This window comes from Arthrobacter sp. R4-81, from assembly GCF_054792365.1.
The window spans coordinates 3,514,804-3,540,866 of record NZ_CP096445.1; the positions used below are offsets into that span (position 1 = coordinate 3,514,804).

The following is a 26,063-nucleotide window of genomic DNA, read 5'->3' on the forward strand; positions in this document are numbered from 1 at the left end:
GCGTCAGCTCTGAACGTACTGGGCAGAAAACTCAGCTGAGGGCTCAATGGGCTGGATCACGTCGATGAGTACTTGATCGGGTCCTATAAGGATGAAGTGACGCTGCCCGAAATCTTCCGATCGCATCGGCGGAACGTGCTCTGTCACGCGTTCTCGGTTCCCTGAGATCCCCTTGAGTTCGGCGCTAGCTGTCCAGCCTGACCATGCGCTCGCTGCGGTCCCAAAGCTCGCGAGCCAGGTCGGCGTCGTAGGCCTGCTTGTTAGCCTTCGCCAGCGCCCGCTTGGCGTAGTACGCGCCCGAGACCCAGTCCTCCCCCGGCTTTGACGTCGCGAGCCAGACGAGCGTGTCCGCGCCCTGCTCGGACGTGAGCAGGAACCGGTTCAGGATGGTTTTGTAGGCGTGCCTGAAGGGGCTGGTGGACTCCGCCGCGAAGTTGGTGGCCACGACGCCGGGGTGGAACGCCGCCGTCGTGATTCCTGTGGTGGTTCCTTCCAATGCGGTTCCGTGAGCGCCGAAGCGGCGGTGGAGTTCGCTGGTGAAGAGGATGTTGGCGAGCTTGCCGGAGCCGTAGGCGCGGTTGGTGGAGTAGTTGCGGGAGGAGTCGAGATCGGCGAGGTCCAGCTTGCCGAAGCCGTTGGCTGCGCTTGCGGTGTTGATGACGGTGGCCTGGCTGGCCGTGAGCACGTCCATCAGCAGGGTGGTCAGCAGGAACGGGGCGAGATGGTTCACCTGGAAGGTCTTCTCGTAGCCGTCGGCGGTGAGTTCCCGCCTGCCCATGATGCCACCCGCGTTGTTGGCCAAGACGTCAATCCGTGGGTAGTTACTCCTCAACGCCGCGGCGAGCTCCCGCACCTGGGAAAGGTCCGCGAAGTCGCTCACGAAGTAGTCGGCGTCGAGCTCTTTGGCCACCGCCTGTGTCTTCTCCGGTGAACGCCCGACGACGACAACCCGCTCCCCCGCCCTGCTCAGCGCCCGCGCGGCTGCTGCGCCGATGCCATCGCTGGCTCCGGTGATGACGATGGTGTGCTGGCTCATGGGGTCCTTTTATTTGGGGCTTTTGGGATGGCTTTCCTGGCCGGCCGGCGCTGTTACAACGACGGCGCCGCCGGATCCGTTCCGCCTCCCCTGGCGCCGGGCGGGCGGAACGGGCACCCGCATCCTCAGAGGCAGCGTGGCTGGTAGGCCGGATCCGCTGGTCCGGAAGTCCTGCCGAGGGCATGGGTGACCAGCTGGTGGACTACAGGATCGTTCGGTGTCTGGTCGTGTTCGAACACGTCGGCGGGGCACTTGTCCTGGATGGTGATGTTGGTGACCTGGCGGGCGGGGCCTGTGAGGAACTGGCTGTTGTAGGGGATAACAATCTCGTCGTACCTGGTCGAGATCACTGTGTATGACGGGCCCGCCACGGTATCGCCGATCGAGTTCAGCTTCTGCATAAACGCCGAGTCGGCCTGCTGGTCGGCACAGGCGGCGCAGTCGAGGGCGTTGGAGTCCGCCTCCGGGAGGAAGCTTGGCGGCGGCACGATCACACCCTCAGTGCCGTGGTTGGAGGGGGCAATGCCGACGAGCTGATTGACGTACTTCGCTCCGCCGAGGAAGCCCATGTAGTAGCGGGGCATCATTCCACCCTGGCTGTGGCCCACCAGATTCACCTTTTTGGCTCCGGTTGCGGCACGGACGGCATCCACGAACGGGGCCAGTTCCCTGGCTGAGTCAGCCACCGGTGCCGTTGCGTAGACGCCGTTCGTCTCGCCGTAGTTGAGGGCGAAAACGCAGTAGCCAGCGTTCTTGAGATAGGGCGACAACGTGATCCAGTTCTTCGCCATGCTCTCGAACGTTCCGGGAACCAGGATGACCGGATAGGGGTGCTCCTCACTCGGTTTACAGGACCAATCATTGGCGCCAGGAGGGGAAATCTCGACGACGGCGGCCTGGGCCGGGACCGCCGTCAGGGAGGCAGCCAGAACGAGGCCAGCGGCGAGGGACGTAATCTTCTTCAGCGGTGATTTCTTCAGCGAATTCTTCAGCGGTGATTTGCTGGCCTGGGTCTGCTTTGACTGCGACATTGAAACCTCATCGTTTTAGTGTCTATTGGTGCCGGGGTGAGAACTGAGGACGGGCGGGAGTGTGGGCCTCGTCATCGAAGGTTGGGTGTTTCGATATTAAGGAAGGCGGTCGCTTTCTCGATGCCACTTGCACGAACGTGCGGCAAGAAATGACCAAGCCCTGGGCGCCCGCTTCAACAACCCGCTCGACCTCTGGCGGCTAAGTTACTGGCGAGTAGAGCCTAGTGTGGCCAGCGCGGCAGCGCGCGCCGTTCACGCGGCGTGCACGAATGTTCACACAACCAAAAGCTTCGCCCACCCTCTTTGCGGCATGGAAGCACTCTCGCTACGCTGGAAAGGTAAGCATGCTTAGCGTCATGCCGAAACGCTGGATTCCAGCCATAGTCCGTGTTCAGACCAATCTTTGCGGAGGAGCACCATGACCGATCAGTACACGTTCCAGAACCCTGTTACCGCCTACGAGCACATCGAACCGCCCAAGCAGCACCAGCCCGAACCCGGCTTGGACGCCAAGCTGCAGCCGAAGGCCGACCTGGGCGAGGACACCTACCGCGGCACTGGCCGCCTGGACGGCCGGAAGGCGATCGTCACCGGTGCGGACTCTGGCATCGGAGCAGCGACCGCCATTGCCTTCGCAAGGGAGGGCGCCGACGTCGTACTTTCCTACCTTCCCGAAGAGGAAGAGGACGCAACCCGAATCGCCAACCTGATCGAGAAGGCCGGCCGCAAGGCGGTCAAGGTGCCAGGGGATCTCAAGGACTCCACGGTCTGCCGCGATCTGGTGGAGACGGCCCTCCGCGAACTTGGCGGAGTGGACCTGTTGGTGAACAACGCCGGGAAGCAAGTGGCGCAGGAAGATATCGGTGAGATCAGCGACGAGCAGTTCGACCATACGCTGAAGACCAACGTCTACGCCATGTTCTGGCTCACCAAGGCCGCAGTGCCGCACATGCCTGCCGGCTCCACGATTATCAACACGACGTCGGTCCAGGCGTACAACCCGTCGCCCACGCTGCTTGATTACGCCACCACCAAGGCCAGCATCAACAACTTCACCAAGGGCCTCGCGCAACAGCTGGCCCCCAAGGGCATCCGCGTGAACGCTGTGGCGCCCGGGCCAATCTGGACGCCACTGCAGGTGAGCAGCGGCCAGCCGAAGGAGGCGCTCCCGGAGTTTGGGCAGAGCACTCCCCTGGGCCGTGCCGGGCAGCCGGCGGAACTCGCCCCTGCCTATGTGTTCCTGGCGTCACCGGAGTCGAGCTTCGTGATCGGCGAGACCCTTAACGTCAACGGCGGCAGCCCCACGCCTTAGGTGTGATCGAAGCCGGACGGGCCCTTCCTCATTGCACGGGGGAAGGACCCGTCCCTTTCAGATTCTGAAGGAAACCCCGGATTTCGCGCGGGGCCCAGCCGGTTGAGATGGAGAAGAGCATGGCAAAGATCAGTGTTTTCCAGAGCATTACCCTCGACGGCGTTATGCAGGCTCCCGGACGGCCGGATGAGGACACCCGGGGTGGCTTCAAACATGGCGGGTGGGCCAACGGCTACCAGGATTCGGTTTCGATGGAGTTCGCGGCGGAGGGAATGGCGGCCGGGGGTGCTCTGCTGTTCGGCCACCGCACATACGCAGACCTGCTCGGCTTATGGACGACAACGCCGGAGCCAAATCCGTTTACAGACGTCCTCTTGAACTCGCAGAAGTACGTGGTCTCCCGGTCCTTAGACACTCAATTGGAATACGCCAACTCGACTCTGCTCGCCGGCGAGGCCGCCCAGACTGTTGCGGCACTTCATGAGAACGACGACGCCGATCTCACCATCCTGGGCAGCGGGGAGCTCGTCCGGACGCTGCAGGCGGACGGGCTGATCGATGAGTACATTCTGCAGATCCACCCGATCCTGCTCGGTTCCGGCACGAAGCTGTTTGATCAGGGCGAACGGATCGATCTGATTCTGGAACGTTCGATCACGACGACGACGGGCGTCATCATCGCTCAGTACTCGACGCACTGATACTGGAATCCTCGAGGCTAGGGCCTACTTGTTGATCGGTTTGTTCAAAGCCAAGCTGATGGTTTGTCCTGGTGCGAGCTCTCCTGACGGCACGTCATTGTAGTCGTACCAGACTCTGCCGTGGCCAGTGAGTGGACGGTTCGCCCATCCCAGGTCCGCCTGGCCCGTCAGGCCGAAACGGAACACTATTTGCTTCTCGATGTCCCCCGGTGCGGTGGTGTAGGTGAGCGGGGTCCCCTCGGCATCGGCAGTGAAGGTGCCTTGGGCGCCATCGATCTTTTGATCGCCGTGCATCAGACTCACTTTGGTGCCCGCGGGAATCGGCTTGTCAGCCACGAGGAAGGGGTTGTATTGCAGCAGTTGCGCAATAGTGGATCTGAATTGGTAGCCGAGACTGTCGAATGAGTCGCCATCGACGGTGGTGTAAAAGATGGTGTGGCCAAAGGAGTTAGCGACCATTTTTCCCTTGCCGGACCTGCTGTCCACAGGGTTCTTCTGCAGCTGGATGTGCTTACCGGCGCGGACAAAATATTGGTTGCCCTGCTCATAGACGAATGGGACCTTGTTCGCTTCTGCCAGCTGCTCCTTGGTAAGTCCGAACCGGTAGATGATGCCATCAAGAGTGTCATTGGCTTCGATCACATAGGTGACGGGGATGCCATTGGCGTCAAATGTAGCGGCCCCCTTCGCGCCGCGGATCGGGCTTGGTGCGGGGATGAGGCGAAGCTTCGTATTTGGGGAAACCGGGGTCCCTGGCTCCATCCCGTTGAACTCACTGAGTTTCGCTTGGGAGATACCGAAGGAGGCAGCCACCATTTCAGAGGTGTCCCCGGAGACGGTGGTGTAGAAATCCGCGTTGCCGAAGGAATCAGTAATTGTGGGCCCGGCCAGTGACGGCTTTCCAGGATGGGCCGGTGCTGTCCCTGCAGCGGTGGCAGTGGGTGTCACCGTCGTCGGTTCCGGAGAGGCCCCAGCGGACGTGCACGCTGCCAGTCCTGATGCCAGGAAAATTGCGAGTACAGCAACTCCCCAGCCCTTTGACCCGCACGTCCTGATGTCTGAGAAACCGCAAATGTCCATTGCCAACCCCCAAAGTGTCCGGCGCCAAGCCTAGCGGGTCAGCGGGGTCCTTCTGGGCCCTCGACCTGTGCGGTTGTGAACCCTAAGATTGTGATGCTGGGGCTAGGGCGCCGGGCGAACCTTGACCGGGGGCGGCGTCGCGCGGTCTTTCCCTGTTCGTGTCGATCCCCGGCGGTTGCCATGCACCCCAAGACACGTTTCTTCCCGGCATTCATCGCGGCAACCGTACTGGTGCTCGCCGGCCCGCTGACATCTTGCACCAGTCCCAGCCCGTCTCCGACGCCGCCGGCAGCTCCACCCCCGGCAGAGGCAGAGTCACTTGATATAGCCATGCGGTCCGTCGTCGAAAAGGGCGCCACTGCTGTCGTTGCACAGGTCCGTTGGCCTGGAGGGGAATGGTCCAAGGCCTACGGCGTCCGCGACCTGGATTCCCGGAGCCCCGCGCAGCCCGGGGACAGGGTGTCCATAGCAAGTGTCACAAAAACAATGACCGCGGTATCGGTCATGAAGCTGGTCGATGATGGCCTGATCAAACTCGATGACCATGTCAATGACATCCTGGAGAGCTTCACGACTGTGCTGAAGCCCCCGCGTCCGATCACGGTTCGTCAACTCCTCGGCCACACGTCAGGGATGCCCTCGTACCAGGACGCAATGTTCAAAACCGTCGACGACATCCTTCCCGCAACCAAACAGAGGCTGAGCCTGCAGCGGGGCCTTCAAATCACCGGCACACTCCCATGGGAGTACGTTGGTAATTTCCGCTATTCAGACTCGAACTACCTGGCCCTTGGCCAGCTTCTGGAGAAGCTGCGAGGCAAGCCCTTCTCCCAGGTTCTCGACGACGACATCATCAAGCCGCTGGGCCTGACCCACACAACTGTCGATAACCCCCTCGATGGGGCTCCCGACATGATCCAGGGATATGTAACGATCAGGGGCGAGCGCGTGGGTGGCGGACCAACACCTGACCAGCTCGGTTCACCGGCCCATGGCGTCGTTTCCACGATGGCGGACGTCAATACGTTCCTCGCGGCACTTTTCCAGGGCAAGGTGGTGTCGCCCGGCTCGCTGGAGGAGATGAAGAAGACCACCCGTGAGCCCTCCATCGGTTTAGGCCTTTGGAAATGGTCGCGGGACTGTACCGGCGCTCACAGATATGGCGGCAGGGGTGGCTACCTGACCTACCGCACGGTTGCCATCAGCAGTGCTGACGGCCGGTATCAGGCAACAATGACTATGGTCCCTCCGCCCTTGCCATCACCCCTTGAGGACCCGGAGGCTGAAAACAAGCGCGGCTTATGGACGGACCAACTGGAGTCAGCCCTCCTGGAGGCCCTGTACGGGCTCTGTGAATAGACCGCCGCTGAACGCAAGTCCCGTTGACCACTAAGGCAAGGCCCCTTAGCTGTCCCTGGGCAGTACACTTAGCCGGCAATAACTCTTGGCGTCACCGCTCCGGGTACAGCTCCTTGCTCCACAGCACACCCCCGTTGGCGTTGCTCAGGCTGACCGTGAAGACGTCGTGCTCGCTCAGGTCCACATGCCCGAAGTACTGGCTCTCGCCGCTTCGCGGTGATTCGTTGGCGTAGGCACCGGCCTTGAAGAATGCCACCTCGGGCCCGAACGTGCCGTCCAGTTGGCCGGGGCCGAAGGTTCCGGCGTTGATGGGGCCTGCCACAAATTCCCAGAATGGGTCGAAGTCCTGGAAGGCCGCGCGCTCGGGTGAGTAGTGGTGCGCGGCGCAGTAGTGGACGTCGGCTGTCAGCCACACCACGTTCTTAACCCGGTTGCGCTTGAACGCCGACAGCACCCCGGCGATCTCGAGCTCCTTACCCAAGGGGGCTCCGGCGTCGCGGTTTGCGAGGGATTCCTGGTTCACCGGGCCGTCAGGCACGATCAGTCCGAGCGGCAAGTCAGCGGAGATGACCTTCCAGGTGGCCTTGGAGCGGCTGACTTCCTTGACGAGCCAGTCGGCCTGTTCCTGGCCCAGGATGTGGGTGAGGTGCGTTTCCTTGCCGTCCGTGTTCGGGTCCTTGAACGTGCGCATGTCCAGGCAGAAGATGTCCAGCTGAGGGCCGCGGGAGACCTTGCGGTAGATGCGAGCGGGCTCGAAGCCGGTGCTCCCGTCGCTCAGATCCGCGATCGGCTGGTACTCCTGCCACGCCTGGCGGCCCCGGGCGGCGAGCACGTCCACACGGCGTTCGGTGTAGCGGGCGTCGGTGAGGATCTCCCCGGGGTACCAGTTGTTGGTGGTCTCGTGGTCGTCCCACTGGGCGATTACTGGAACGTCCGCGTACATGGCCCGCACATTCCGGTCCATCAGGTTGTAGCGGTGCCGGCCGCGGAACTCGTTGAGTGTCTCGGCCACCTTTGACACCTCCTCAGTAACCAGGTTCCGCCAGATCTGCCCGTCCGGTTCAGTCACCTGGGCGGCGATGGGGCCGTCGGCGTAGATGGTGTCGCCTGAGTGGATGAAGAAGTCCGGGCGGGTGGCGTGCATGGCAGCGTAGCCGCGCATCCCGCCGATGTCCTCGTTGATTCCCCAGCCCTGGCCTGCGGTGTCGCCGGACCAGACGAAGCTCTGCCCACGGCTCGTCCAGCCGCCGCCAGTGCCGCCACGGCCGTTCCCGCCGAGGCCGTTGGTGCTGGAGCCGGGCGCGGTACTGAAGGAGCCCTGCGCGGTTTCCCCGGCGTTGCCATCGGGGTCCTCGAAGTGCATGCTCAGCGCGAACCGGGTACCGCTGGGCAGCTGTTGGGCGTTGATCTTGGATGTGAAGTCAGTGGCTTCGCTGGCGATACTCCCCCGCAGCACCCGCTGGAAGGCGCGGCCACCGCGGAGGGGTGACCCGCCGTCGTCGACCGCCAGCAGGCTGGCCACCAGGCGGCCCGGACCCGACGTGCGGGACCACAGGACACCCGAATCGGCGGTGACATCACCGGTGGCGATTCCAGAGGGAAGCAGTAGCCTGTTACGGACCAGCGCGACGGCGGACGGCCTGGGAGCGTACGCAGCGGCGGTTCCGGCAGCGGCGGGAACGACGGCGGCAGCACCGGCAGCGGCAAGAGCACCTTTGAGGATGTTTCGGCGGGTGAAAGCAGTCATGCGCTCATCCTCGACGGCCGGAGTGAACCGCCGGTGGCTGGGGCATGAACGTCAGTACAGCAAGGCTCTGAACGGCCTGAAGTGCCCTAGATTCTAAAAGCAACGGGGGCTAGTCTTGGAGTTGGAGGCGGGTTTTCGTCTTCGCCTCCCACGTTATTGGTCCAGGGAGGCGGACATGGAGAGCAGGGCAAAAGCAGCAGGTCACGCAATTCACCAGCAGTTGGTGGTCTTCCCGCTGGGGTTGCTCACCGGCGCGGTTGTGTTCGACATCATCGGGCTTGTGCTGAACGACGGGCGCTTCACCACCGCGGGATACCTGATGATCGCGGCGGGCGTCCTGATGGGCCTTCTTGCAGCGGTTTTCGGACTCATCGACTACCTTGCAGTACCGAAGGAGTCCCGGGCCAAGCGCGTAGGCCGGCTCCACGGAATCGGCAACGCGGTGATGCTGGTGCTTTTCGCGGTCAGCTGGTTCCTCCGGGGAGGCAACGAGGACTATCTGCCAAGCACCTTGCCTCTCGTGCTGGAACTGCTGGCCATTGTCATCGCTACCGGTACTGCCTGGCTGGGCGGCGAACTCGTCAGCCGGCTGGGAGTCGGAGTTGACGACGAAGCCAACCTAGACGCACCTCCCAAGCTCACCACCGGCATCTTCCTCAGGCGCGGAGCAGGCCGAGCCCACTAAATAGTCTTCAGCCTGGTAAGCGCGGACATGGCCCCCCATCAGGCTCTGAGCCATGTCCGCGCCAGCCTATTTCTTCCCCCTGTGTCCATCTGACTGCTGCTCCATTCCCTGGCTGAGAGCACGGAGATGGAGTTCATCATCGATGATGCGCAGGAGATCGCGGACCGGATCCGGCATGTAGAGGTCCTGGGTTTTACGCAGGGAGCACTGTAACTTCAGAAGGTCTCCGGTGGGCAAGAGTGGCCACCTTCTGGATTTGTGGAATATGCGCTGGCCCTGTTGGTCCGTGCCAGTGCCGGTCATCCGGCCAGCCGCCTTGCGGGTCGAGGGAACGACGATTCATGAAGGGTCTCCCTTGGATCCGGTCGAACGGTCCTCAGGCCAGCGTCGGCCAGGGCTTGAAGCGCGTCAGGGGAAACGGCACGCAGCCGGTCCAGATTAACTTGGACGGTCAGGCTGGGCAGCATGCGCTGAGCGCGGTGTGCGATTGCAATGAGTCCACGCACATTTTCGGGAGTAAGGGTGCCGGCAGTATTCAGCGTGACAGCCGTAACATCCAGGTCAACTGCAACAGTCACAGCAAGCTTGGTGGCCATAGAAAATACCTCAAGGAAAAACCGGGTGGCCGCCTGCATAACCACGTCCAGATTATCAAAACTGGCTTTTACCCAAGTAATCCTTCGTAACCCAGACCACATGACGTGACATTCACAAGCGACATGCCGGTATTCCCTTGTGCCCGTCGCCTTCAACAGGGGGCCAACAGGGGAAAAGCAGATGCAGGCTCCCTGTCTCAGGGGGAGCCTGCATCTGTTGTTACGGCTGCTTCTTATCAGAGCAGCTTCCGGTCACCGCTATATCGGGGGCAGTGGTGAACCGAAGTTTTAGATTGTGGGGGTTGCCCCTTCCTCTGTTTGTGATGCCTGGCGCCGCCGGATGCTAACCAGAACGGTACCGGTGAGCAGGGCCAGCAGAGCGAGAACCGCTGCGCCCGTGACGGTGGCTCCAGTGTTGGCCAGCGGTGCAGGTGCGGTTGGTGTGCTGATCGGGTTGGTAGTGCAGAGCGGATCGCCAGTTCCACACGCCGCTGCTGGTTGGCCGCCGGTCTGGAACAAGAAGTTGGCCAGGGTGTTGTCTCCGCGGGCGCCGTCTGCCTTGACCTGGACTGTATAGGTCACGGTCGCCGTCTGGTCGGCAGCGAGCTCACCGGTGATGGTGAACGCGCCGTTCGTTATAGCCGAAGCAGCCAGGGCCGGATCCGAGGATACGGGAGCTGTGGTTACATCAGCGTCGTCGAGCACACCGGCGATCAGGTCGGTGTAGTCCACTGCGAACGGGCCGGTTCCGGTGTTCTTGAACGCCAGCGTGTAGGTCAGCGTGTTTCCGGCAGACACTGCAGTGCCCGATGATGGATCAACACTCTTGGTCACAGTCAGGTCCGAGACAAAGTGCGTGGTGCTGCGGTTCCGGGTGGTCCCGCCGGGTGTATCGGCGGTGATTGTATTGGTGACGGTTCCGTCGCCGGTGCCCTGCGGGGCGATGGTGACGGAGTAGGTGATGGTGACGACGGCTCCGACCGGGAGGTCCCCGGTCCAGGCCAGCGTGGGTGAGGTGACGTTCACTGTTCCCGCGGACGCGGTGGCGTCGTTGTTGAACGTGGCGTCATCCAGAACGGCTGACAGGTCATCGCTGATGCTCACCCCGGTCAGGGCTCCGGGCCCGGTCTGGGCCACCGTGATCGTGTAGGTGATCTTTTGACCGGGGGTGGTAGTGGCACCGGAACCGGGGTCCGAGGACTTGTCCACCGTGTAAGCGCCCACCGGGTGGGTGGTGGTGCAGTCCGGGGTTTGACCGTTGACCGGAACGCATCCCGGCGACGTCACGACGTTCGTCAGGATCTGGTCTCCTGCCGGGGGCGTATTGACCGTTACCGAGTAGGTGACCGTTGCCGTGCCTCCGACAGGAACTGTGCCGTTCCAGGACAGTCCGCCGTCAGCCACAGAGACAGCGCCTACGGAAGCGGCGGCGTCGTTGTTGTAGGTGGCGTCGTCCAGAACCGCGGTCAGGTTGTCCGTGAGCATGGCGTTCGCCGGAACAGAACCGGTCTGGGTAACGGTCACCGTGTAGGTGACTTTCTGGCCGGGGACAACGGTGGAACCAGTGGCCGGGTCCGAGGTCTTCACCGTGGTGTAGTTGGCAACCTCAATACCGGCGGAGTCCGCGTTGATCGTGGGAGGCACCTGCGAGTCAGCCGGGGTGTCCGCGGTGGCCGAGGCCGTGTTCACGAACGTCGACGCCACGCCTGCTCCCAGGGTGATTTCGAATTCGTGGCTCTGGGTCGCGCCCGGAGCCAGGGAAGCAATAGTGAAGCCGCCCTCCGCCGGGTACCTGTCATCGGAGACGACAACGTTTGTCAGTGTGCCCTGGCCCATGTTCGTGACCGTGATCCGGTACGGGACCGTGTCGCCGGTACGGAACGTCGGGTAGTCCACCGCGTCGTTCGCGTCGTGCCAGACACCGTTGGAGTCCCTGACTTCCTTCTTCAGCGATGCCGAGTAGTAGTTAGCGACCGTGATTGACGCTGAAGTGCGCATCACCAGTTCGGTGTGCTGGGCCCGGCCCTGGGCCCGGTTCACCAGCACATCCCCGCCGGTGACACCGGCGGTCCGGATCGCTACCGTAAACGCCTGGGTAGCCCCAGGTGCCAGTTCCGGACCGATCACGCGGACCGCGGTCGGGTTGGCCGGCTGGGTTGTGGTCCACCCGACGGTATTGCCGGTGACGTTTCCTGCAGCGCCGTTTCCGGCATGTGCCGGGTCATCGCTCAGCGAGGCCGGATCAGCCGTGGTGTAGTACACTGTGGAACCCGCGACGGCGGTGACTCCCGTTACCGCGTATGAGCCGCTGTAGGAGGTGCCGCGGCCGTCACCGTTGTAGGGCAGGATATCGATGGTGTCGGTGAAAGACTGCGGCAACGGGTCGAAAGACTTCATCGTGACAGTCCACGAGCCCTCGCCAACGCCGTCGCCGTTGACGTTCGGAATGAACGCCTCGTCAGCGGTCTTGCCTATCGAGGTGAAACCATTTGTCGCCACGGTGACCTGCGCCGTTGCCGGCCCGGTGGTAATGCCGCCAAGGGAGGCGGTTGCAGTGTTGGTGAGCGTCTGCCCCGGCGTGACCGTGCTGTCAGCAACAGCCTGGTAGGTCAGGGCGTGATCAGCATTCGTGCCCACCCCGTTCAATGTCCAGGTCAGCACCTGCTGTCCGGAACCATTAGCACTCACAACGGGTTCCGGCGTCGCTGATCCGGCAACATAAGTCACTCCCGACGGGAGGGTGTCCACGATCTGGTAGCCATCCACAGTCGCCGGGATAGCACCTGCACCGTTCGCCGAATACGTGAGCGTGTAGGTCGCCGGGGCACCCGGGCTCACCACACTCCGGTCAACGGACTTGGCGATGGCGGGCGCAGCCGTCACGATCCGAAGCACGTCCCGGAAGCCCGTGGTGCAGGGGTACCGCGATCCCGACGTGGGCGTAATGCACCCGGTCCCGTTCCACCAGTTATTCAGCGGGGCATCGAGAACGCCCGAGAAGAACGACCACACGTCCGTCCCGGCGGGCGTGCCCGGCCGGATCGTCTGGGTGACCACCGGGGTGATGTGCGGGTAGCTCGAAAATTGCTCGAACTGTCCCTGGGTGCCCGTGATGCGCATTGCCTTGACAGTGGTGAGGTCTGCCGGCTGGCTGGTCGTCCAGCCACTGCTGGAACCGCAATCGAACACGTTCGGGTCATAGGAGAGGCTGGCTGGATCCAGGGTGGGGTCGTTGCCGACGTAGTACTCGGTCGTCGTTCCGATGCCCGCGGCGGCGGGTTGTCCCCAATGCCATCCAGCAAAGGTTACGTACTTGGTGTCGAGGGCCGAGCACATGCCCACGATCCTGTCGTCAGGACGGTCTGTGTGCAGTTGCATGGCCGTGTCCATGTACTGCCCAACTGTCGTACCTGCGGCCACGCGGTAGGTGTCGTCCCATTGGGTGCCACCGCTGCCGGTGTAGCCGCGGCCCCAGCCTGACGAGTAACTCCCGGGCGTTGTCCACGCCTTCGACTCTGTGTTGTTCGACGTGTCATCCTGCGCTATCTGCCCCGAAACCGACGTGTACGTGGGCGCATCTGACGTCAGGAGTGCTGAGCCTGAAGACGCCGTATTTACCCGGAGCCAAATCGAACCGGACGCCAGCGCGACCTGGTCCACGGGCAGCCGATTGCCGGCCGAATCAAGCGTGGGTGGATTGGCCGGTGCATAGTCGATACCGGAGATCGTCAGCTGGAACGTTGTCGGACCTGTCTGAATGATGTTGCAGGTGCCCGCGGGCGCCGTCATCTGATTGGCGGGATGGGCGCCCCCGGACCATGGGTGACCGTCTGCAACGCCCGGGCCTTCAAAAGGCGTGCAGCCCTTCGGATCAACGGAGATCGCACCACCCTGAGGGGAGGCAATAGTCAGGTTATAGGTGATTGACTGCGGCCCGGCCTCACTTGCCTTCGCCTTACTTAGCGTCCACTCGTAGTCAATCAGGAAACCACCGTCGCCAAAGGAAAAGTTCGGCGTACCAACGCCCCAGCGCATGTCCATCCCGAAGGTGTTGACGATGTTGATCGGGCTCAAGTCGGCAGTCTGGCTGTCGATGGTGCCTGCCGCGGTGACTTGGCTGCCCGTGGGGCCTTCCGCCACTATGGGCGTCTGGATCACGACGGCGGTGCCTTGGTTAAGGGTTCCCAGGTTGCAGGTAAGTGTAGTTCCGTCAGCCGAGATGGATGAGACGGGGGTGACGCCGGTGGTCAGGCACAGGGTTGGAACGGCATCGAACCGCCCATTGGCGACTGTCGCCGTGAAAGTGACGTTCTCTACCGGGGCATTCGATGGAGCGGCGGCGTCGTCATTGACGTTCAACCGCCAGATGCCGGTGACGACGTCTCCAGAAGTGACCGAGGCGGGAGTTCCAGCCTCCCAGGCAGCCGTTAACTCATATACCGGGGCTGCATTCGCTGCCCCCGCCGGAAGCAACGCCAGAGTCAAAGCTGAAATAACCGTCACCACGCCGGCTGCGAGTCCGCGTTGCTTTCCTGTCCCCTTGGGAGGACCGTCCGCACGGGGCACACCACCCCGGAACTTCCCAAAACTCAGCGACTTGCGTAAAAGGTTCAACGGACTACCACCTGACGGTTGGATCAGGGTACAACTCGACCCCAATGGTTCTTTGGGTCACATCATTCGCAGCTGAACGCGCTGGAATTTGCTCCCCCCCATGTATGAATAGTAGATGCAAAAAGTTCCATGTCAATTATCTTGATTAACGCTAACAACCGAGACACAAATGTAAGGCTGCTTAGCAATTTTGGGAAAATAAGGCTACTTATAATAAACGCAAGTTTGTCCTAACAAAGCTGCAGCCTGGGGCGGTTTGGCAAGACTCATGCGCCCAGAGTACGGTCACACAGTCTTTGAGTAGGGAGGGTCTCTTGCCTGCTAACCGTTCCTTAGGTGCGCTCTAACGTTCCGACCGACCGGTTTTATTTACGCAAAGGTGAATACGATTTGCCCAATACGTACAAGGAAAACTACGCCAAGAATTCATTCGCTCGACATTCATACTTTGTTTATCTTTGGGAATGTCAGAACATCAGCAGAACGAACCCGCCCAGGGTGCAGACCATCCCGGTTGCCGTCAGGATCCACCCGATGGTCATGACGGTGTTGTCGGGCTGGTGCGGGCCGAGGCTCCACCTGCCGGGGTGGCACACGTCGTAATGGAGCGCCACTTCGCTGCCTGTTTCGAGTCCCTTCGTTTCCTCTGCGGTGAGAAGGGAATAGTGGGAGGTGTTGTCGCCGTCGGACCAGCGGAAGCCCTTGAACCCTCCGGCTTCGACAACCTCCGCGGTAGTCACAGTCCACGGGCAGCGGCGTCTCGCAAGCACCCAGCCGGCGATCAGCAGCGGGATACCGGGGATGAAGCCCACCCAGGTCATCAGTTCCAGGATGGGTCCAAGAACTTCTACGGGTCCGGGCATGATTCGATCATATCCGCCGATTTCCCAGAACTCTGCCCAGGAAGCGCACGGAGGACTAGAATCCAGCCCACCGGATGTGCCGTTCCTGACGCCAGGAGGATGCAGTGTCTACCTTCCTCTTCGCAACGCTCGACGCCGGCGGGAACCTGCCGCCCGCCGTCGGCATCGCCCGCGAACTGGTGAGGCTCGGTCACCGGGTGCGTTTCCTGGGCCATCCCCGGCAGGAGACCGCGATTAAAGCATCGGGTGCCGAATTCCGGCCGTACAGCCATCCGGCGAGGATGGCGTTGGCGGAGCAGATGCCCACGCTGCAGCAGATCTCCATGCTCGTGTCTGTGTTTACCGACGCCGGCATCGCCCAGGACGTGGTGGAGGAAGCCCGGAGGGAACGGGCTGACGTGGTGGTCGTGGACTGTCTGCTGCTGGGTGCCCTGGATGCCGCCGCCAAGGCCGGGCTATTCACAGTGGCCCTGGTTCACAGCTTCTATGCATTTTTCGACGGCCCGTTCCGCCGGACACCCATCACGGCCGCGCTGGCACTGACGGGGTTGGGCCCGCGCCGGGTGATGAGCCGCGCCAACCGCATCCTGGTGTGCACCGACCGGCGGCTTGATCCGGCCGGACGCCCCGGCAGGAAGGGCGCAGGGGACCAGAACGGGAGGGTGGTGTGGTCGGGAGCAGTGGTCGACGTCGAACGCCCGGCATCCGCTCCCGCCCCCGGTTCCACACCGCGTGTACTGGTGAGCCTGAGCACCACAGCCTTCAACGGGCAGGAAGCGTTTATGCAGAAGGCGCTGGACGCGGTGGCGGACCTGCCGCTCGAGGTGATCCTGACAACCGGACCGGCGATCAACGCCGCCAGAATCTGGGCACCGCCGAACGTCACCGCGCACGCTTATCTTCCGCACCGAGAGGTCATGCCGGAGTGCGTTGCGGTGCTCGGGCACGGCGGGCACGCCACCACCATGCTCGCTCTGGCGCACAATCTGCCTCTGGTGATCGCCCCGATGCATCCCCTGCTCGATCAGCGGATGGTGGGCCAGGCTGTGCAGGATGCCGGGGCAGGGCTGTTGATCAAACCCTCGGCGTCTGCCGAGGAGATCGCGAGCGCACTCCGCACTGCCGCGGACTCGGCGAGCCTGCATCTTGGTGCCGCGACGATCGGGCGACGGCTCCGGAGGGCAGACGGCGCCCGCACCGGCGCACTGTTCCTCGAGGAGATCGCTTGCTGATCACAGGCGCTGGCCTCTCCCCCGGCCCGAGTCCAACCATACGGATCGCTGCTGGGCTAGGCTCACGTTATGACGCCTTCCGTCGGCCGCCTGCGGCCTAACGATTAGGGATAACGTATGGACCTGTTTGAAACAATCATGTTTCCGTTCCAGTGGCTGGTGTCCGTCATTATGGTCGGCTTCCACGAGGGCCTGAGCAGCATCGGGATGCCGCCGGCCAGCGGCTGGACGTGGACGTTGTCCATCATCGGGCTGGTGCTGGTGATCCGCGCGGCTCTGATCCCGGTGTTCGTCAAGCAGATCAAAGCCCAGCGCGGAATGCAGCTCCTGCAGCCCGACCTGAAAAAACTGCAGGACAAGTACAAAGGCAAAAAGGACCAGCTGTCCCGCCAGGCCATGGCGCAGGAGCAGATGACCCTGTACAAGACACACGGCACCAACCCCTTCTCGGCTTGTCTCCCCCTCCTGATCCAGATGCCGTTCTTCTTCGCGCTCTTTACGGTGCTCGCGGGCATCAGCCCGGCCCAACAAGCCGGTGAGGGCATCGGCGCCATGAGCCCGGAGCAAGTGGCACAGTTCGATGCGTCCACGATCTTTGGCGCGCCCCTGACTGCCACGTTGCTTCACAATCCAGAGGGCAACCCCACCGCGGTCATGATCCTGACCATTGTGATGATCCTCGCTATGACGGCCACGCAGTTCATCACGCAGAAGCAGATCATGGCCAAGAACATGTCCGAAGAGGCCATGGCCAGCCCGTTCATGCGGCAGCAGAAGATGCTGCTCTACATCCTGCCGATCGTGTTCGGGGTGGGCGGCATCAACTTCCCCATCGGCGTGCTGATCTACTGGACCACCACCAACCTGTGGACAATGGGGCAGCAGTTCTTTGTGATCCGCCGGATGCCGACGCCGGGATCCCCCGCCGCGAAGGCCCTCGCCGAGCGCCGTGCTGCTAAGGGGCTTCCGCCCGTGCCCAACCCCGGAGGAAAAAAAAATCCTCACGCTGAGACCGCCGCTGCAGCTGCCATTGCGCATGCCAAGGGCCACCAGCGCGTCCAGCCGCACCGGAAGAAGAGGAAGAAGTAGCGCGTGACTGTGACTTACGGGTTCCGGGGCGAGCTATGGCATCTTCCCGAGGAAGCCGGATGGCACTTCGTCACTCTGCCGCAGGACCTGGCGGAGCAGCTCAGGCAGGATTCAGCACCGTTCCGGAAGGGCTTCGGTTCTGTAAGGGTCAACGCTTCCATCGGCGGGCACCGCTGGTCCACTTCGGTGTTCCCGGACGCCAAGACCAGCTCGTACCTGCTTCCGGTGAAAAAGGCGGTCAGGACGGCGGCGGGCATCCGCGCCGGAGACGAGGTCGACGTCGAACTTTCCCTGCTGCTCGATAGCTGATTTCGTTCCGGGGGGCTTCGCCCGCAGCGCTTTACAGCGGCTCTATCCTGCCGCATTTCACAGGACTACTATGCAGGTGCGGTGCTGACACCGCACAGCGGCGATTGCCGAAGCAACTTCATGGAAGGACATTGTCATGGAATGCATCACCTGGTTCGCTCCGATCCTGCCCGGGAGGATGGACGAGTGGAAGTCGCTCATCGAGGAGATTCACGGCCCCCGTGGGGAGGATCACCGGCGTTCGCGTGAGCGCATGGGGCTGACCCGGGAAGTAGTGAGCCACATGCAGACGCCGCAGGGGGACTTTGCCTGCCTGTTCCATGAGGGCGAGGATCTGACCAGGTCCTTCCAGGCGGTGGCCAACTCAGACGATCCGCACGATCAGTGGTTCAGGGAGAAAATCCAGGCAATTCACGGCATCACGGATGACATGCTGCAGGGCCCGCTCCCTGCCTCCCTTAGCCTGGACTTCAAGACCGCCTGAGCCGCCGCCCTGGAACGCGCGGGGGGTTAAACAAAAGCAGGGCCGGTCAATGACCGGCCCTGCTCGAAACCTTTACGGCTCCGGACTCAGAAGAGTTAGCTGAAAGCTAAGTCTTAGAGAGCCTGGATGTTTACGGCCTGAGGACCCTTGGGGCCCTGCTCGGTTTCGAAGGAGACCTTCTGGTTCTCTTCGAGTGAGCGGAAGCCGGAGGAAGCGATCGCAGAGTAGTGTGCGAAAACGTCCTGTGAGGAGTCATCGGGGGAAATGAAGCCGAAGCCCTTTTCAGCGTTAAACCATTTGACGGTACCAGTAGCCATTATTTTTGTCCTTCGTGAAGGTGGAGGAAAAGTCCCGACTTTCGGGTCCTCCGGTGTGGGGTGTTCAAAACCGCTACTTCAGAAGAACGCGGACTTTCGACCGCGCGTACTGCCTGAACTACGAACTGCTAAAAACACAACAACAAAAACGACTCTACACGAGAATCTGCGGCAGCGCTTAAAACCTCTCCGCCCGGGCGCGTCCTGCAGGTTTATAAGTTGCCAAGCGGCCCCTCTTATCTGCCTCCCAGCTCCCCTTGTAAACGGAGCGGCCGGGCGTATCGTTCTTCCATGGGACCGATTAGGGCCATCCTGCTTCCTGGGGGCGTGCTCCCCGCCCGGCCTGCCTACGAAGCGCTGATTGAGGCCTTGGGATCCGACGTCGAGGCGGTTGCCAAGGACCTGGAACTCTACGCTGACGACCAGCCTCCACCCGGCTGGAGCCTGGACACCGAGATCGACGGCGTCCTGCGCGAAGCCGACGCGCGGGGCTGGGAGACGTTCCATCTCGCCGGGTACTCCGGCGGCGGGGCGGCTGCCTTGGCCTTGGCTGCGAAGCATCCCGAACGCCTGCTGAGCCTGGCCCTGCTCGAACCGGCGTGGGCCGGCAACTGGGATTGGAGTCCGGCGCATGCGGAGTTCTGGAAAAAGTTCGAAGCGCTGGAAACACTTCCGCCGGAGCAGTTCATGCCCGCCTTTGTGAGGCTGGGAGTGAGGCCCGACGTCGTCCTTCCGCCTCCGCCAGAGGGTGACCCGCCGCCGTGGATGGCCAAACGGCCGGCGGGGATCAGGGCGTTCCTGCAGGATTTTAAGAGCTACGACCTGGACAGGCCCAGTCTGGCTTCCTTTAGCCGGCCCGTGTTCTTTGCCCTTGGCGGCCTCAGCAACCCGGATCATTACGGTGAGATTGCCAGCCGTCTGGCAAGAGTGTTCTTCCCGGACTTCCACTTAGAGGTGTTCCCCAAGCGCCACCACTTCGACCCGCCCCACCGGATCGAGCCCCAGCGGCTGGCTGAATTACTGCGGCGGCACTGGGAACAGGCGGAAGCCAGCGCGGCTGCCTGAGGCGTGAGGGGTTGGTGAGTGACGTGGCACGCTTCGCCGTAACGGTGCTGGCGGCAACCGCCCTCCTGCTATCCGGTTGCATCAACCAAGCGGACCAGGCCAGAGATTCAGGGCTTGTCGAAGGGTATGTCCTGACTGCACCAGTCTGCCCCGTGGAACGTTTTGATCAGGAGTGTCCGGCGCGGCCTGTCCCGGGCGCTGAGGTCGTCGCATTGGACGGAGGTGCCGTCCGCGCCTCAACCATCACTGACAACACCGGCGCCTTCCAGCTCACCGTTCCTGGCGGCCGCTACGTCATAAGGGCGACCAATGTGGACGGCTACGCTTCCACGGCAACTCAGGAAGTTGCCGTCTCGGACACTCCCAGACACATCACACTGGTTGTTGACAGCGGAATCCGCTGAGCCTCCTGACGGTCTAGCCCCTCCTGGCTAACAGGCATATTCTGCAAGCAAGTCAGAGCCAGCCATCACGCCTTTTCGCAACCCGGGGAGAAGTTCACATGCAGATGCCCAAAGCGTCCGACGCCGACAAGGAGCACTTCCGCTCCGTCCTGCCACAGGACGCCAACGTTGTGGTCAAGCCGATGTTCGGCAATCTCGGCGCCTTCGTCAACGGGAATATGTTCGCTGGCCTGTTCGGTCCGACCATCGGGGTCAAGCTTTCCGACGCCGACCGTGCCGAGCTTGAAGGCACCGAGCGGACTGTTCCGTTTGGTCCGGCTGAACGTCCGATGGGCGGCTATGTCGGGCTGCCGGAAGTCTGGAACGCTGACGGCGGTGACGATACTTCGAGGGAAAGAGCCTGGATTTCGAAGGCCTACGCCCATGTAGCCGGGCTGCCGGCCAAGGCTCCCAAGTAGACGGCTCCGCCGTAGAAGAGGAAGCAAACCCGGAAGTGTAAGCGGGGTTGCCCGGGCAAAGCCAAATGGACTAACACCTTTACGTTGTGAGAAGCTTCACAGGTTTTGGTGTGGTGCGCGCCACTGCCTCCATTGGCCTCGCGCAGCACCAACCGCATTACCCGCGCTCTTCCTGGAGGGAACCCATACTTATGAGCGACGTCTTATCAGCCATCAATAGCGTGATCTGGAGCGACTGGCTTGTCTATCTCTGCCTCGCCACCGGCGTCTACTTCTCCATCCGCACACGCTTCCTGCAGGTCCGGCACGTCAAGGGAATGATCCTGCAGCTGGTTCGGGGTGAGAAGTCCGCCTCCGGCGTCTCCTCGTTCCAGGCCCTGGCGATGTCCCTGTCCGGCCGTGTCGGCACCGGCAACATTGCCGGCGTCGCCACCGCGATCGCCTTCGGCGGACCGGGCGCGCTGTTCTGGATGTGGGTTGTCGCCTTCCTGGGCGCGTCGACGTCGTTCGTCGAGTCGACCCTCGGCCAGATCTACAAGACCCGCGACCCGCTGACCGGCGAATACCGCGGCGGCCCAGCCTACTACTTCTCCCGCGCATTCGCCCACACCAAGGGCGCCGGGTTCTTCAAGGTCTACGGCTACGTCTTCGCTGCCGTGACCGTTCTGGCCTGTGGCGTTCTGATGCCGGGTGTCCAGGCCAACTCGATGGCCACCGCCATCGGCGGTGCATGGACCATCGAGCCGTGGATCGTTGCCGTTGGCTCCGTTATCCTCCTGGCGTTTGTCATCATCGGCGGCGTTAAGCGAATCGCCAGCGTCGCGGCATTCGTTGTGCCGTTCATGGCCGTCGGCTACATCGTCCTCGCCATGATCGTGGTCTTCATCAACGCCGCCCAGCTGCCGGAGATCCTCGCGATGGTGTTCCGGAGTGCCTTGGGCATGGATTCCGCCCTCGGCGCCATCATCGGCCTGGCTGTGATGTGGGGCGTCAAGCGCGGCGTCTACTCGAACGAGGCCGGCCAGGGAACAGGCCCGCACGCCGCTGCCGCCGCCGAGGTGTCACACCCGGCGAAGCAGGGCCTGGTCCAGGCCTTCGCGGTGTACATCGACACGCTGTTCGTGTGCTCGGCCACCGGCTTCCTGATCCTCTCCACCGGCGCCTACCGCGTCTTCTCCGGTGGTACAGAAGACGGCGATATCCTCGCCGAGGGCGGCCTGCTGTCGGCCACGGCCACCGTAGGGCCCCAGTATGTGCAGACCGGATTCGACTCCGTCTTCCCCGGCGTCGGCGCCGCGTTCATCGCGATCACGCTGATCTTCTTCTGCCTGACCACCGTCATCGCCTACTACTACATGGCGGAGACCAACCTGCGCTTCCTCGTAGGCAGCTCCTCCAACAAGCTGATTCCCGGTATCCGGGCCAGCGTCGGACGCGTGACCACCATGGCCCTGCAGGTGTTGATCCTCATCGCCGTCGCCTACGGCTGCGTGAACACAGCCGCCGACGCGTGGGTGATGGGTGACATCGGAGTCGGCCTCATGGCCTGGCTGAACATCGTGGGCATCCTGATCCTGCAGAAGCCCGCCCTCAAGGCGCTCAGCGACTTCGAGAGGCAGCAGAAGCTCGGCCTTGACCCGGTCTTCGACCCGCAGCCCCTCGACATCACCGGGGCCACCTTCTGGGAGTCCTACAAGACGGCCCGCGCCGAGAAGGAATCCGCGCGGATCTAGCCTGCACGGCACCGTGCGCCGCGCCGTTCACGCGGCGCGCGGTGGCTGTAACTACCGAACGGCTCTGTCAGCGTTCACGCGGCCGTTTGCCCAGTAGGTGCCCGTGCCGGCAATCTTGTCGGCGGTTGATTCAACCTTTGACCGGATTATCGTGTGCGTTGCACTTGGAGTGGAGCTCCAGGCGAGCGCGGCAGTGGCTGCGACGATCGGCGAAGACATCGAGGTCCCGTTGCCGACGTCGTAACCGAAAGAGCGCTTGTTCTGGGTGCCGAGGACGAAAGTGTGGTTCGGGAAGGTGGAGTAGACGTTGACGCCGGGCGCTGCGAGGTCCACCCAGCTGGCGCCGTAGGTCGAGAACGATGCTTTGGCGTCGTTGTTGTCGGTAGCTGCGACGGCAATAACGTTGGGGTAGGCGCCCGGATAGATCTTGGTCTGATTGGCGCCGTTGCCTGCTGCGCCAACCAGCACAACGCCTTTGTTCCAGGCGTTGTTGACGGCAGCTTCGAGGGTGCGTGATGCCCGCACGCCGAGGCTCATGTTGATCACCTTGGCCCCGTTATTGACGGCCCAGTTGATCCCGTTGGCAAGGGCCGACGTCGATCCAATCCCGCTGTCGTTCAGTACTTTGCCGTCAAGGATGGCGCACCCGGGGCATGTACCGGCTACGCCGTGGGTGTTGTTGTAGGTGGCGGCGACGATGCCTGCCACGTGGGTGCCGTGACCGTAGTTGTCGTCACCGGTTTCCCCGCTGGTGAAGTTGGCCCTTGCGTCAACTTTCGGCGTGATGTCGGGGTTGTCGTTTGCCACACCCGAGTCGAGGACGGCAACTTTGATGCCGGCACCGGTGGTGACGTTCCACGCTTCGACGGCGTCGACGTCGGCGTCCGCTTTGCCCGCTGGTTGAGTCAGCGTGCCGGCGGTGTTGGTGAACTGCTGACCATTGTTTTGAAGAGCATACTGGCGGGGGAAATACTCGTCGGCCGTGGCGGCTGTCACGAGTTCGTCCGGCTCGGCGTACTCAACTGCCGCATTCCGGCTCAGAGCTTCTATCAGCTGACCTTCTTTGCCCACCGGTACTTTGACCAGTTGCGCGCGGGTACTGCCGATACTCTTGCCCTCGCTAAGGCCGTGCTGGCGGAGGGCGCCTGCCGCAGCATGACCGTCGCGGAACTTGACGATGATTTGCCCGTCGACGGCCGGCGGCTCAACCGCCGCGTTGCCCGGGGCTGCAAAAGTGATCGCGCCAAAGCCCATGGTCAAAGCGGCGAATCCGGCCAGGACAACTTTCTTCATCTCATCATTTTGCTCCCTGACACCATCGGCTAAATAGGGCCTGCCGGCACATTGACATGCGGACCTAGCATCCGCCTCCCTGCCAGATCGTTTCTTTCAAGCCTTACGCTTGCTACGATTGCTACGGAGGCAACCATGACAACCATTCCGCACCGTGAATTGCGCAACCAGAGCAGCAAGATCCTGGACCGCGTCAAGAACGGCGAGACCATTGATGTAACGAACAACGGTGAAATAGCGGCAACGTTGATCCCGCCGTCAGCATCGCCGTTTGAACGTCTTTTGCAGGCGGGACAAATACGGCCAGCCGCTAAGGACGCCGTGGACTTCCGAGTTCTGCCACGAATCACGTCTGCAACTAGGACGGCAGAGATTCTGAATGATCTTCGCGGGGACCGTTGATCATTTACGTGGACACGTCAGCTGTCCTGAAACTGGTAGTCGAGGAAAAGGAATCGTCCTCCGCCGCGGAGTACCTCACAAATGCCGCAGCCGATGGCCATCAGCTGGTGGCGTCGATGCTTCTCTACACAGAGCTCCACTGCGCAGGGCATCGCCGCGGGATTCCCGGCGAGCTCGTAAATGCGGTCGTAGGCGGCATCAATCTCCTGGACGTTGCACGATCGGACCTCATGTACGCAGCCGCCTTGCCTGGCGGACTTCGAAGCGCGGACGCGATCCATCTGTCCACGGCGATACGGTTGCAGTCAGATCTTTTGGTGGCTTACGACGCTGAGCTGTTGGACGTGGCCGTTGAGGTGGGCCTCAGCGTCCTGTCACCGGGTGCGGGGAACCGCCCGTAAGAAGCGGGCGGGTTGCACCGTTCCCTGAGAAATATCAAGCACAACCATCTTCGCCCGCCTGATTGATCTTCGGGTTCGCCTAATTGTTTGATAAATTTTGATTGCCGCTCCGCAATGTGCGGGCCGGGGGGACCCACCATTCGGAAATTGAAAGGCACTATTCATGAGCACTCCGCAGTACCAGGGCTACGCGCCCGCACCCGTGCAGGCCAAGACCAACACGCTGGCTATCGTGGCACTTATCTCAGTGTTCTTCATCAACGTGCTCGGGATCATCTTGGGGCACATCGCCCTGAACCAGATCAAGACCACAGGTGAAGGGGGCCGCGGCCTCGCTATCGCCGCTCTGATTATCGGCTACTTGTCAGTGGTCATCGGCATCATCGTCGTCATCGCGCTCGTCGGAGCCGCGGCTTCCCAGCGCTGACCGTACTTCAATAGCCCCCGTCTGGCACGTCCGGACGGGGGCTTTGCCGTCTTCTGGCAGTGGACCTGGCTGCTGCTTCCCCCGCCACCACCCAATGGTGTCGCAGCGTCGCCGTCCAACGGATTTGTTCTTTACAAACCAACTTCTTGACCTTTGTGTTGGTACGTTGTGTTTGCCGCTCCGCGATGGCGGGCCGGGGGACCCATATTCGGACTAGGCAGGCATCGCCCATGAGCACACCCCAGTACCGGCCGCAATACCAGGGCTACGCCCCTACGCCGGCCAAAACCAATGCGCTGGCCATCATAGGGCTGATCTCAGTACTGTTCATCTACCCGGTGGGCATCGTCGTGGGGCACATCGCCCTGAGCCAGATCAAGACCACTGGTGAACGCGGACGAAGCGTGGCCATCATCGCCTTGGTTATCGGCTACGTGTTGCTGCTCGCGTACTTCCTTGGGGGCATCATCCTGCTGTGGGCAGCGCACCAGTCAGCCCTGGCCCCCTAGCCCTGCTTACTGCATATCACTCACGACTCGATGGGGGACGACTGAATGTTGGAGCTGAAGCGCATCTATTGGACCAGGCTATGCCTCCGCCTGGCGTACTCAGCGGTGATGGTGTGGGTTTCCATGTCCGTCGTAGCAGCGCTCATGCCGAAAGCGGCGGCCGTTGCCGGGGCCAGCCCGGCTTCCGCCACGGAGGTTCTGCGCGGACTGTTCGACGGCGTCGTTGCCGCGGTCACGCTGCCGGGCCTGGTCGCCGTCGTGCTGGTCATTGTCGCTGCCGTCACCAAAGCCCGCGATGTCCGGCGGCGGGATCCCGTGCGGCGCTTCGCGCGCCAGCAGAGCCGCGAGGGTATGGCCCGGGCCGGCGGCCAGTGTGAGATGGAGGCAGGATTCCGGCGTCGTTGTTCCCGGCCCGCCGAGCACGGCGACCATTTCTATCCATGGTCCAAAGGCGGGTCCACAAGCCTGCAGAACTTCGTCGCCGCCTGCGCCAGATGCAACCGTATGAAGGGCGCCAAGATTCCTTCGCCGGGCCAACAGGAACGACTGGAACGACGACGGCGGGGGGACGTTGCGTTCGAAGGCCCTGTCAGTGTGGGCGAACGGCGGTCGCTCCGCTAAGACACATCAAGGGTGCGGAAGCAGAAGATGACGACGTATTGAGACACTGATCGTCCGCACTGGAAAGTCGGAGTTCGGGGAGGGCGCAAAAGGGGCGTATTAAACAGAAATGCGGCAAGGATTCCAGCCTTTACAGAATGGGATCCTTGCCACATTGAAATTCAAGAATAGACAGACAGCCTATTTCAGATTCTTGTCGTCCTGCGGTGGAGTCTCAGCATGAGGGCTAGATAAAGGCGCCTTAGACTTAGCCTTTCGATACGCCTTGGAAACGTAGTAAAAGACAATCGCCAGT

Annotated in this window: 26 protein-coding genes; 17 read left to right on the forward strand and 9 right to left on the reverse strand. The window is 62.3% G+C overall.

Translation table 11 applies throughout. From position 1 onward, the window contains the following. Nucleotides 1–184: 184 nt before the first annotated feature. Nucleotides 185–1,036 carry an SDR family NAD(P)-dependent oxidoreductase gene (locus tag M1E05_RS16205; RefSeq protein ID WP_461163542.1) on the reverse strand — a complete coding sequence of 284 codons (852 nt, stop codon included), beginning with the start codon at nucleotides 1,034–1,036 and terminating at the stop codon, nucleotides 185–187. 125 nt (nucleotides 1,037–1,161) lie between these two features. Continuing rightward, a complete protein-coding gene (locus M1E05_RS16210) occupies nucleotides 1,162–2,067 on the reverse strand; it encodes an esterase/lipase family protein (protein ID WP_461163543.1) in 906 nt (301 codons plus the stop codon). Nucleotides 2,068–2,485: 418 nt separating this feature from the next. Here M1E05_RS16210 and M1E05_RS16215 point away from each other — a divergent pair, with 418 nt between their 5' ends. Then, on the forward strand, nucleotides 2,486–3,379 hold the full coding sequence (locus M1E05_RS16215; RefSeq protein ID WP_458113528.1) for a glucose 1-dehydrogenase: 894 nt from the start codon (nucleotides 2,486–2,488) through the stop codon (nucleotides 3,377–3,379). 119 nt (nucleotides 3,380–3,498) lie between these two features. Then, a complete protein-coding gene (locus tag M1E05_RS16220) occupies nucleotides 3,499–4,080 on the forward strand; it encodes a dihydrofolate reductase family protein (RefSeq protein WP_461163544.1) in 582 nt (193 codons plus the stop codon). 24 nt (nucleotides 4,081–4,104) lie between these two features. On the opposite strand, the gene M1E05_RS16225 is transcribed toward M1E05_RS16220, so the two are convergent. After that, complete coding sequence (locus tag M1E05_RS16225) at nucleotides 4,105–5,160, reverse strand: LysM peptidoglycan-binding domain-containing protein (RefSeq protein WP_461163545.1); 1,056 nt, start codon at nucleotides 5,158–5,160, stop codon at nucleotides 4,105–4,107. A 180-nt stretch (nucleotides 5,161–5,340) separates the two neighbouring features. Between M1E05_RS16225 and M1E05_RS16230 the strand changes: the two genes are divergently transcribed. Further along, nucleotides 5,341–6,519 carry a serine hydrolase domain-containing protein gene (locus tag M1E05_RS16230; protein WP_461163546.1) on the forward strand — a complete coding sequence of 393 codons (1,179 nt, stop codon included), beginning with the start codon at nucleotides 5,341–5,343 and terminating at the stop codon, nucleotides 6,517–6,519. A 91-nt stretch (nucleotides 6,520–6,610) separates the two neighbouring features. Here the strand turns inward: M1E05_RS16230 and M1E05_RS16235 are convergent, their stop codons facing one another. After that, nucleotides 6,611–8,266 (reverse strand): alkaline phosphatase D family protein, encoded by a 1,656-nt coding sequence (locus tag M1E05_RS16235; RefSeq protein ID WP_461163547.1) that lies wholly within the window; start codon nucleotides 8,264–8,266, stop codon nucleotides 6,611–6,613. Between the two features lie 175 nt (nucleotides 8,267–8,441). Here M1E05_RS16235 and M1E05_RS16240 point away from each other — a divergent pair, with 175 nt between their 5' ends. After that, nucleotides 8,442–8,951 (forward strand): DUF2231 domain-containing protein, encoded by a 510-nt coding sequence (locus M1E05_RS16240; RefSeq protein WP_461163548.1) that lies wholly within the window; start codon nucleotides 8,442–8,444, stop codon nucleotides 8,949–8,951. A gap of 299 nt (nucleotides 8,952–9,250) precedes the next feature. Here the strand turns inward: M1E05_RS16240 and M1E05_RS16245 are convergent, their stop codons facing one another. The 3 genes from M1E05_RS16245 to M1E05_RS16255 form a co-directional block, all read right to left on the reverse strand. Next, nucleotides 9,251–9,547, reverse strand: coding sequence for a hypothetical protein (locus M1E05_RS16245; protein WP_461163549.1), 297 nt, complete (start codon nucleotides 9,545–9,547; stop codon nucleotides 9,251–9,253). Nucleotides 9,548–9,835: 288 nt separating this feature from the next. Further along, nucleotides 9,836–14,161: a DUF7927 domain-containing protein gene (locus M1E05_RS16250; protein ID WP_461163550.1), complete on the reverse strand. Its 4,326-nt coding sequence runs from the start codon at nucleotides 14,159–14,161 to the stop codon at nucleotides 9,836–9,838. 467 nt (nucleotides 14,162–14,628) lie between these two features. Then, a complete protein-coding gene (locus tag M1E05_RS16255) occupies nucleotides 14,629–15,024 on the reverse strand; it encodes a hypothetical protein (protein WP_461163551.1) in 396 nt (131 codons plus the stop codon). A gap of 104 nt (nucleotides 15,025–15,128) precedes the next feature. On the opposite strand from M1E05_RS16255, the gene M1E05_RS16260 reads away from it, so the two are divergent. From M1E05_RS16260 to M1E05_RS16275, 4 genes are all read left to right on the forward strand, one after another. Next, nucleotides 15,129–16,256: a glycosyltransferase gene (locus tag M1E05_RS16260; protein ID WP_461163552.1), complete on the forward strand. Its 1,128-nt coding sequence runs from the start codon at nucleotides 15,129–15,131 to the stop codon at nucleotides 16,254–16,256. Nucleotides 16,257–16,373: 117 nt separating this feature from the next. Beyond that, nucleotides 16,374–17,345 (forward strand): membrane protein insertase YidC, encoded by a 972-nt coding sequence (gene yidC / locus M1E05_RS16265; protein WP_461163553.1) that lies wholly within the window; start codon nucleotides 16,374–16,376, stop codon nucleotides 17,343–17,345. 3 nt (nucleotides 17,346–17,348) lie between these two features. Next, nucleotides 17,349–17,654: a DUF1905 domain-containing protein gene (locus tag M1E05_RS16270; RefSeq protein WP_461163554.1), complete on the forward strand. Its 306-nt coding sequence runs from the start codon at nucleotides 17,349–17,351 to the stop codon at nucleotides 17,652–17,654. A 136-nt stretch (nucleotides 17,655–17,790) separates the two neighbouring features. Then, entirely contained in the window at nucleotides 17,791–18,138 is a 348-nt protein-coding gene (locus M1E05_RS16275; protein ID WP_458113512.1) for a hypothetical protein, read from the forward strand. 113 nt (nucleotides 18,139–18,251) lie between these two features. Here M1E05_RS16275 and M1E05_RS16280 read toward each other — a convergent pair whose 3' ends face one another. Continuing rightward, complete coding sequence (locus M1E05_RS16280) at nucleotides 18,252–18,455, reverse strand: cold-shock protein (RefSeq protein ID WP_024365339.1); 204 nt, start codon at nucleotides 18,453–18,455, stop codon at nucleotides 18,252–18,254. Between the two features lie 291 nt (nucleotides 18,456–18,746). On the opposite strand from M1E05_RS16280, the gene M1E05_RS16285 reads away from it, so the two are divergent. The 4 genes from M1E05_RS16285 to M1E05_RS16300 all read left to right on the forward strand — a co-directional run bounded on the left by M1E05_RS16285 (nucleotide 18,747) and on the right by M1E05_RS16300 (nucleotide 22,115). Further along, entirely contained in the window at nucleotides 18,747–19,520 is a 774-nt protein-coding gene (locus tag M1E05_RS16285) for an alpha/beta fold hydrolase (RefSeq protein ID WP_461163555.1), read from the forward strand. 14 nt (nucleotides 19,521–19,534) lie between these two features. Next, nucleotides 19,535–19,924 (forward strand): carboxypeptidase-like regulatory domain-containing protein, encoded by a 390-nt coding sequence (locus M1E05_RS16290; RefSeq protein ID WP_461163556.1) that lies wholly within the window; start codon nucleotides 19,535–19,537, stop codon nucleotides 19,922–19,924. Nucleotides 19,925–20,022: 98 nt separating this feature from the next. Beyond that, a complete protein-coding gene (locus tag M1E05_RS16295; protein ID WP_461163557.1) occupies nucleotides 20,023–20,382 on the forward strand; it encodes a TfoX/Sxy family protein in 360 nt (119 codons plus the stop codon). Between the two features lie 191 nt (nucleotides 20,383–20,573). After that, the gene (locus M1E05_RS16300; RefSeq protein WP_461163558.1) at nucleotides 20,574–22,115 is read left to right on the forward strand and encodes an alanine/glycine:cation symporter family protein; all 1,542 of its coding nucleotides are present in this window, start codon (nucleotides 20,574–20,576) and stop codon (nucleotides 22,113–22,115) included. A 51-nt stretch (nucleotides 22,116–22,166) separates the two neighbouring features. Here the strand turns inward: M1E05_RS16300 and M1E05_RS16305 are convergent, their stop codons facing one another. Then, entirely contained in the window at nucleotides 22,167–23,408 is a 1,242-nt protein-coding gene (locus M1E05_RS16305) for a S8 family serine peptidase (protein WP_461163559.1), read from the reverse strand. A 135-nt stretch (nucleotides 23,409–23,543) separates the two neighbouring features. Between M1E05_RS16305 and M1E05_RS16310 the strand changes: the two genes are divergently transcribed. From M1E05_RS16310 to M1E05_RS16330, 5 genes are all read left to right on the forward strand, one after another. Then, nucleotides 23,544–23,810: a type II toxin-antitoxin system Phd/YefM family antitoxin gene (locus M1E05_RS16310; RefSeq protein ID WP_458113507.1), complete on the forward strand. Its 267-nt coding sequence runs from the start codon at nucleotides 23,544–23,546 to the stop codon at nucleotides 23,808–23,810. Nucleotides 23,811–23,818: 8 nt separating this feature from the next. Then, on the forward strand, nucleotides 23,819–24,211 hold the full coding sequence (locus tag M1E05_RS16315; RefSeq protein WP_461163560.1) for a type II toxin-antitoxin system VapC family toxin: 393 nt from the start codon (nucleotides 23,819–23,821) through the stop codon (nucleotides 24,209–24,211). A gap of 163 nt (nucleotides 24,212–24,374) precedes the next feature. Then, nucleotides 24,375–24,638 carry a DUF4190 domain-containing protein gene (locus M1E05_RS16320; protein ID WP_461163561.1) on the forward strand — a complete coding sequence of 88 codons (264 nt, stop codon included), beginning with the start codon at nucleotides 24,375–24,377 and terminating at the stop codon, nucleotides 24,636–24,638. A 230-nt stretch (nucleotides 24,639–24,868) separates the two neighbouring features. Beyond that, nucleotides 24,869–25,147, forward strand: a complete 279-nt coding sequence (locus M1E05_RS16325) for a DUF4190 domain-containing protein (RefSeq protein WP_461163562.1) — start codon at nucleotides 24,869–24,871, stop codon at nucleotides 25,145–25,147. A gap of 45 nt (nucleotides 25,148–25,192) precedes the next feature. After that, nucleotides 25,193–25,768 carry an HNH endonuclease gene (locus tag M1E05_RS16330; protein ID WP_461163563.1) on the forward strand — a complete coding sequence of 192 codons (576 nt, stop codon included), beginning with the start codon at nucleotides 25,193–25,195 and terminating at the stop codon, nucleotides 25,766–25,768. Nucleotides 25,769–26,063: the final 295 nt, after the last annotated feature.

What these genes read in the sequence shown, in the direction of transcription:
- M1E05_RS16310 (WP_458113507.1), top strand. Translation starts at nt 23,544, where the DNA reads ATGACAACCATTCCGCACCGTGAATTGCGCAACCAGAGCAGCAAGATC.
- M1E05_RS16240 (WP_461163548.1), top strand. Translation starts at nt 8,442, where the DNA reads ATGGAGAGCAGGGCAAAAGCAGCAGGTCACGCAATTCACCAGCAGTTG.
- yidC (WP_461163553.1), top strand. Translation starts at nt 16,374, where the DNA reads ATGGACCTGTTTGAAACAATCATGTTTCCGTTCCAGTGGCTGGTGTCC.
- M1E05_RS16220 (WP_461163544.1), top strand. Translation starts at nt 3,499, where the DNA reads ATGGCAAAGATCAGTGTTTTCCAGAGCATTACCCTCGACGGCGTTATG.
- M1E05_RS16285 (WP_461163555.1), top strand. Translation starts at nt 18,747, where the DNA reads ATGGGACCGATTAGGGCCATCCTGCTTCCTGGGGGCGTGCTCCCCGCC.
- M1E05_RS16275 (WP_458113512.1), top strand. Translation starts at nt 17,791, where the DNA reads ATGGAATGCATCACCTGGTTCGCTCCGATCCTGCCCGGGAGGATGGAC.
- M1E05_RS16255 (WP_461163551.1), bottom strand. Translation starts at nt 15,024, where the DNA reads ATGCCCGGACCCGTAGAAGTTCTTGGACCCATCCTGGAACTGATGACC.
- M1E05_RS16295 (WP_461163557.1), top strand. Translation starts at nt 20,023, where the DNA reads ATGCAGATGCCCAAAGCGTCCGACGCCGACAAGGAGCACTTCCGCTCC.
- M1E05_RS16245 (WP_461163549.1), bottom strand. Translation starts at nt 9,547, where the DNA reads ATGGCCACCAAGCTTGCTGTGACTGTTGCAGTTGACCTGGATGTTACG.
- M1E05_RS16300 (WP_461163558.1), top strand. Translation starts at nt 20,574, where the DNA reads ATGAGCGACGTCTTATCAGCCATCAATAGCGTGATCTGGAGCGACTGG.
- M1E05_RS16230 (WP_461163546.1), top strand. Translation starts at nt 5,341, where the DNA reads ATGCACCCCAAGACACGTTTCTTCCCGGCATTCATCGCGGCAACCGTA.
- M1E05_RS16330 (WP_461163563.1), top strand. Translation starts at nt 25,193, where the DNA reads ATGTTGGAGCTGAAGCGCATCTATTGGACCAGGCTATGCCTCCGCCTG.
- M1E05_RS16235 (WP_461163547.1), bottom strand. Translation starts at nt 8,266, where the DNA reads ATGACTGCTTTCACCCGCCGAAACATCCTCAAAGGTGCTCTTGCCGCT.
- M1E05_RS16305 (WP_461163559.1), bottom strand. Translation starts at nt 23,408, where the DNA reads ATGAAGAAAGTTGTCCTGGCCGGATTCGCCGCTTTGACCATGGGCTTT.
- M1E05_RS16205 (WP_461163542.1), bottom strand. Translation starts at nt 1,036, where the DNA reads ATGAGCCAGCACACCATCGTCATCACCGGAGCCAGCGATGGCATCGGC.
- M1E05_RS16210 (WP_461163543.1), bottom strand. Translation starts at nt 2,067, where the DNA reads ATGTCGCAGTCAAAGCAGACCCAGGCCAGCAAATCACCGCTGAAGAAT.
- M1E05_RS16225 (WP_461163545.1), bottom strand. Translation starts at nt 5,160, where the DNA reads ATGGACATTTGCGGTTTCTCAGACATCAGGACGTGCGGGTCAAAGGGC.
- M1E05_RS16280 (WP_024365339.1), bottom strand. Translation starts at nt 18,455, where the DNA reads ATGGCTACTGGTACCGTCAAATGGTTTAACGCTGAAAAGGGCTTCGGC.
- M1E05_RS16215 (WP_458113528.1), top strand. Translation starts at nt 2,486, where the DNA reads ATGACCGATCAGTACACGTTCCAGAACCCTGTTACCGCCTACGAGCAC.
- M1E05_RS16320 (WP_461163561.1), top strand. Translation starts at nt 24,375, where the DNA reads ATGAGCACTCCGCAGTACCAGGGCTACGCGCCCGCACCCGTGCAGGCC.
- M1E05_RS16325 (WP_461163562.1), top strand. Translation starts at nt 24,869, where the DNA reads ATGAGCACACCCCAGTACCGGCCGCAATACCAGGGCTACGCCCCTACG.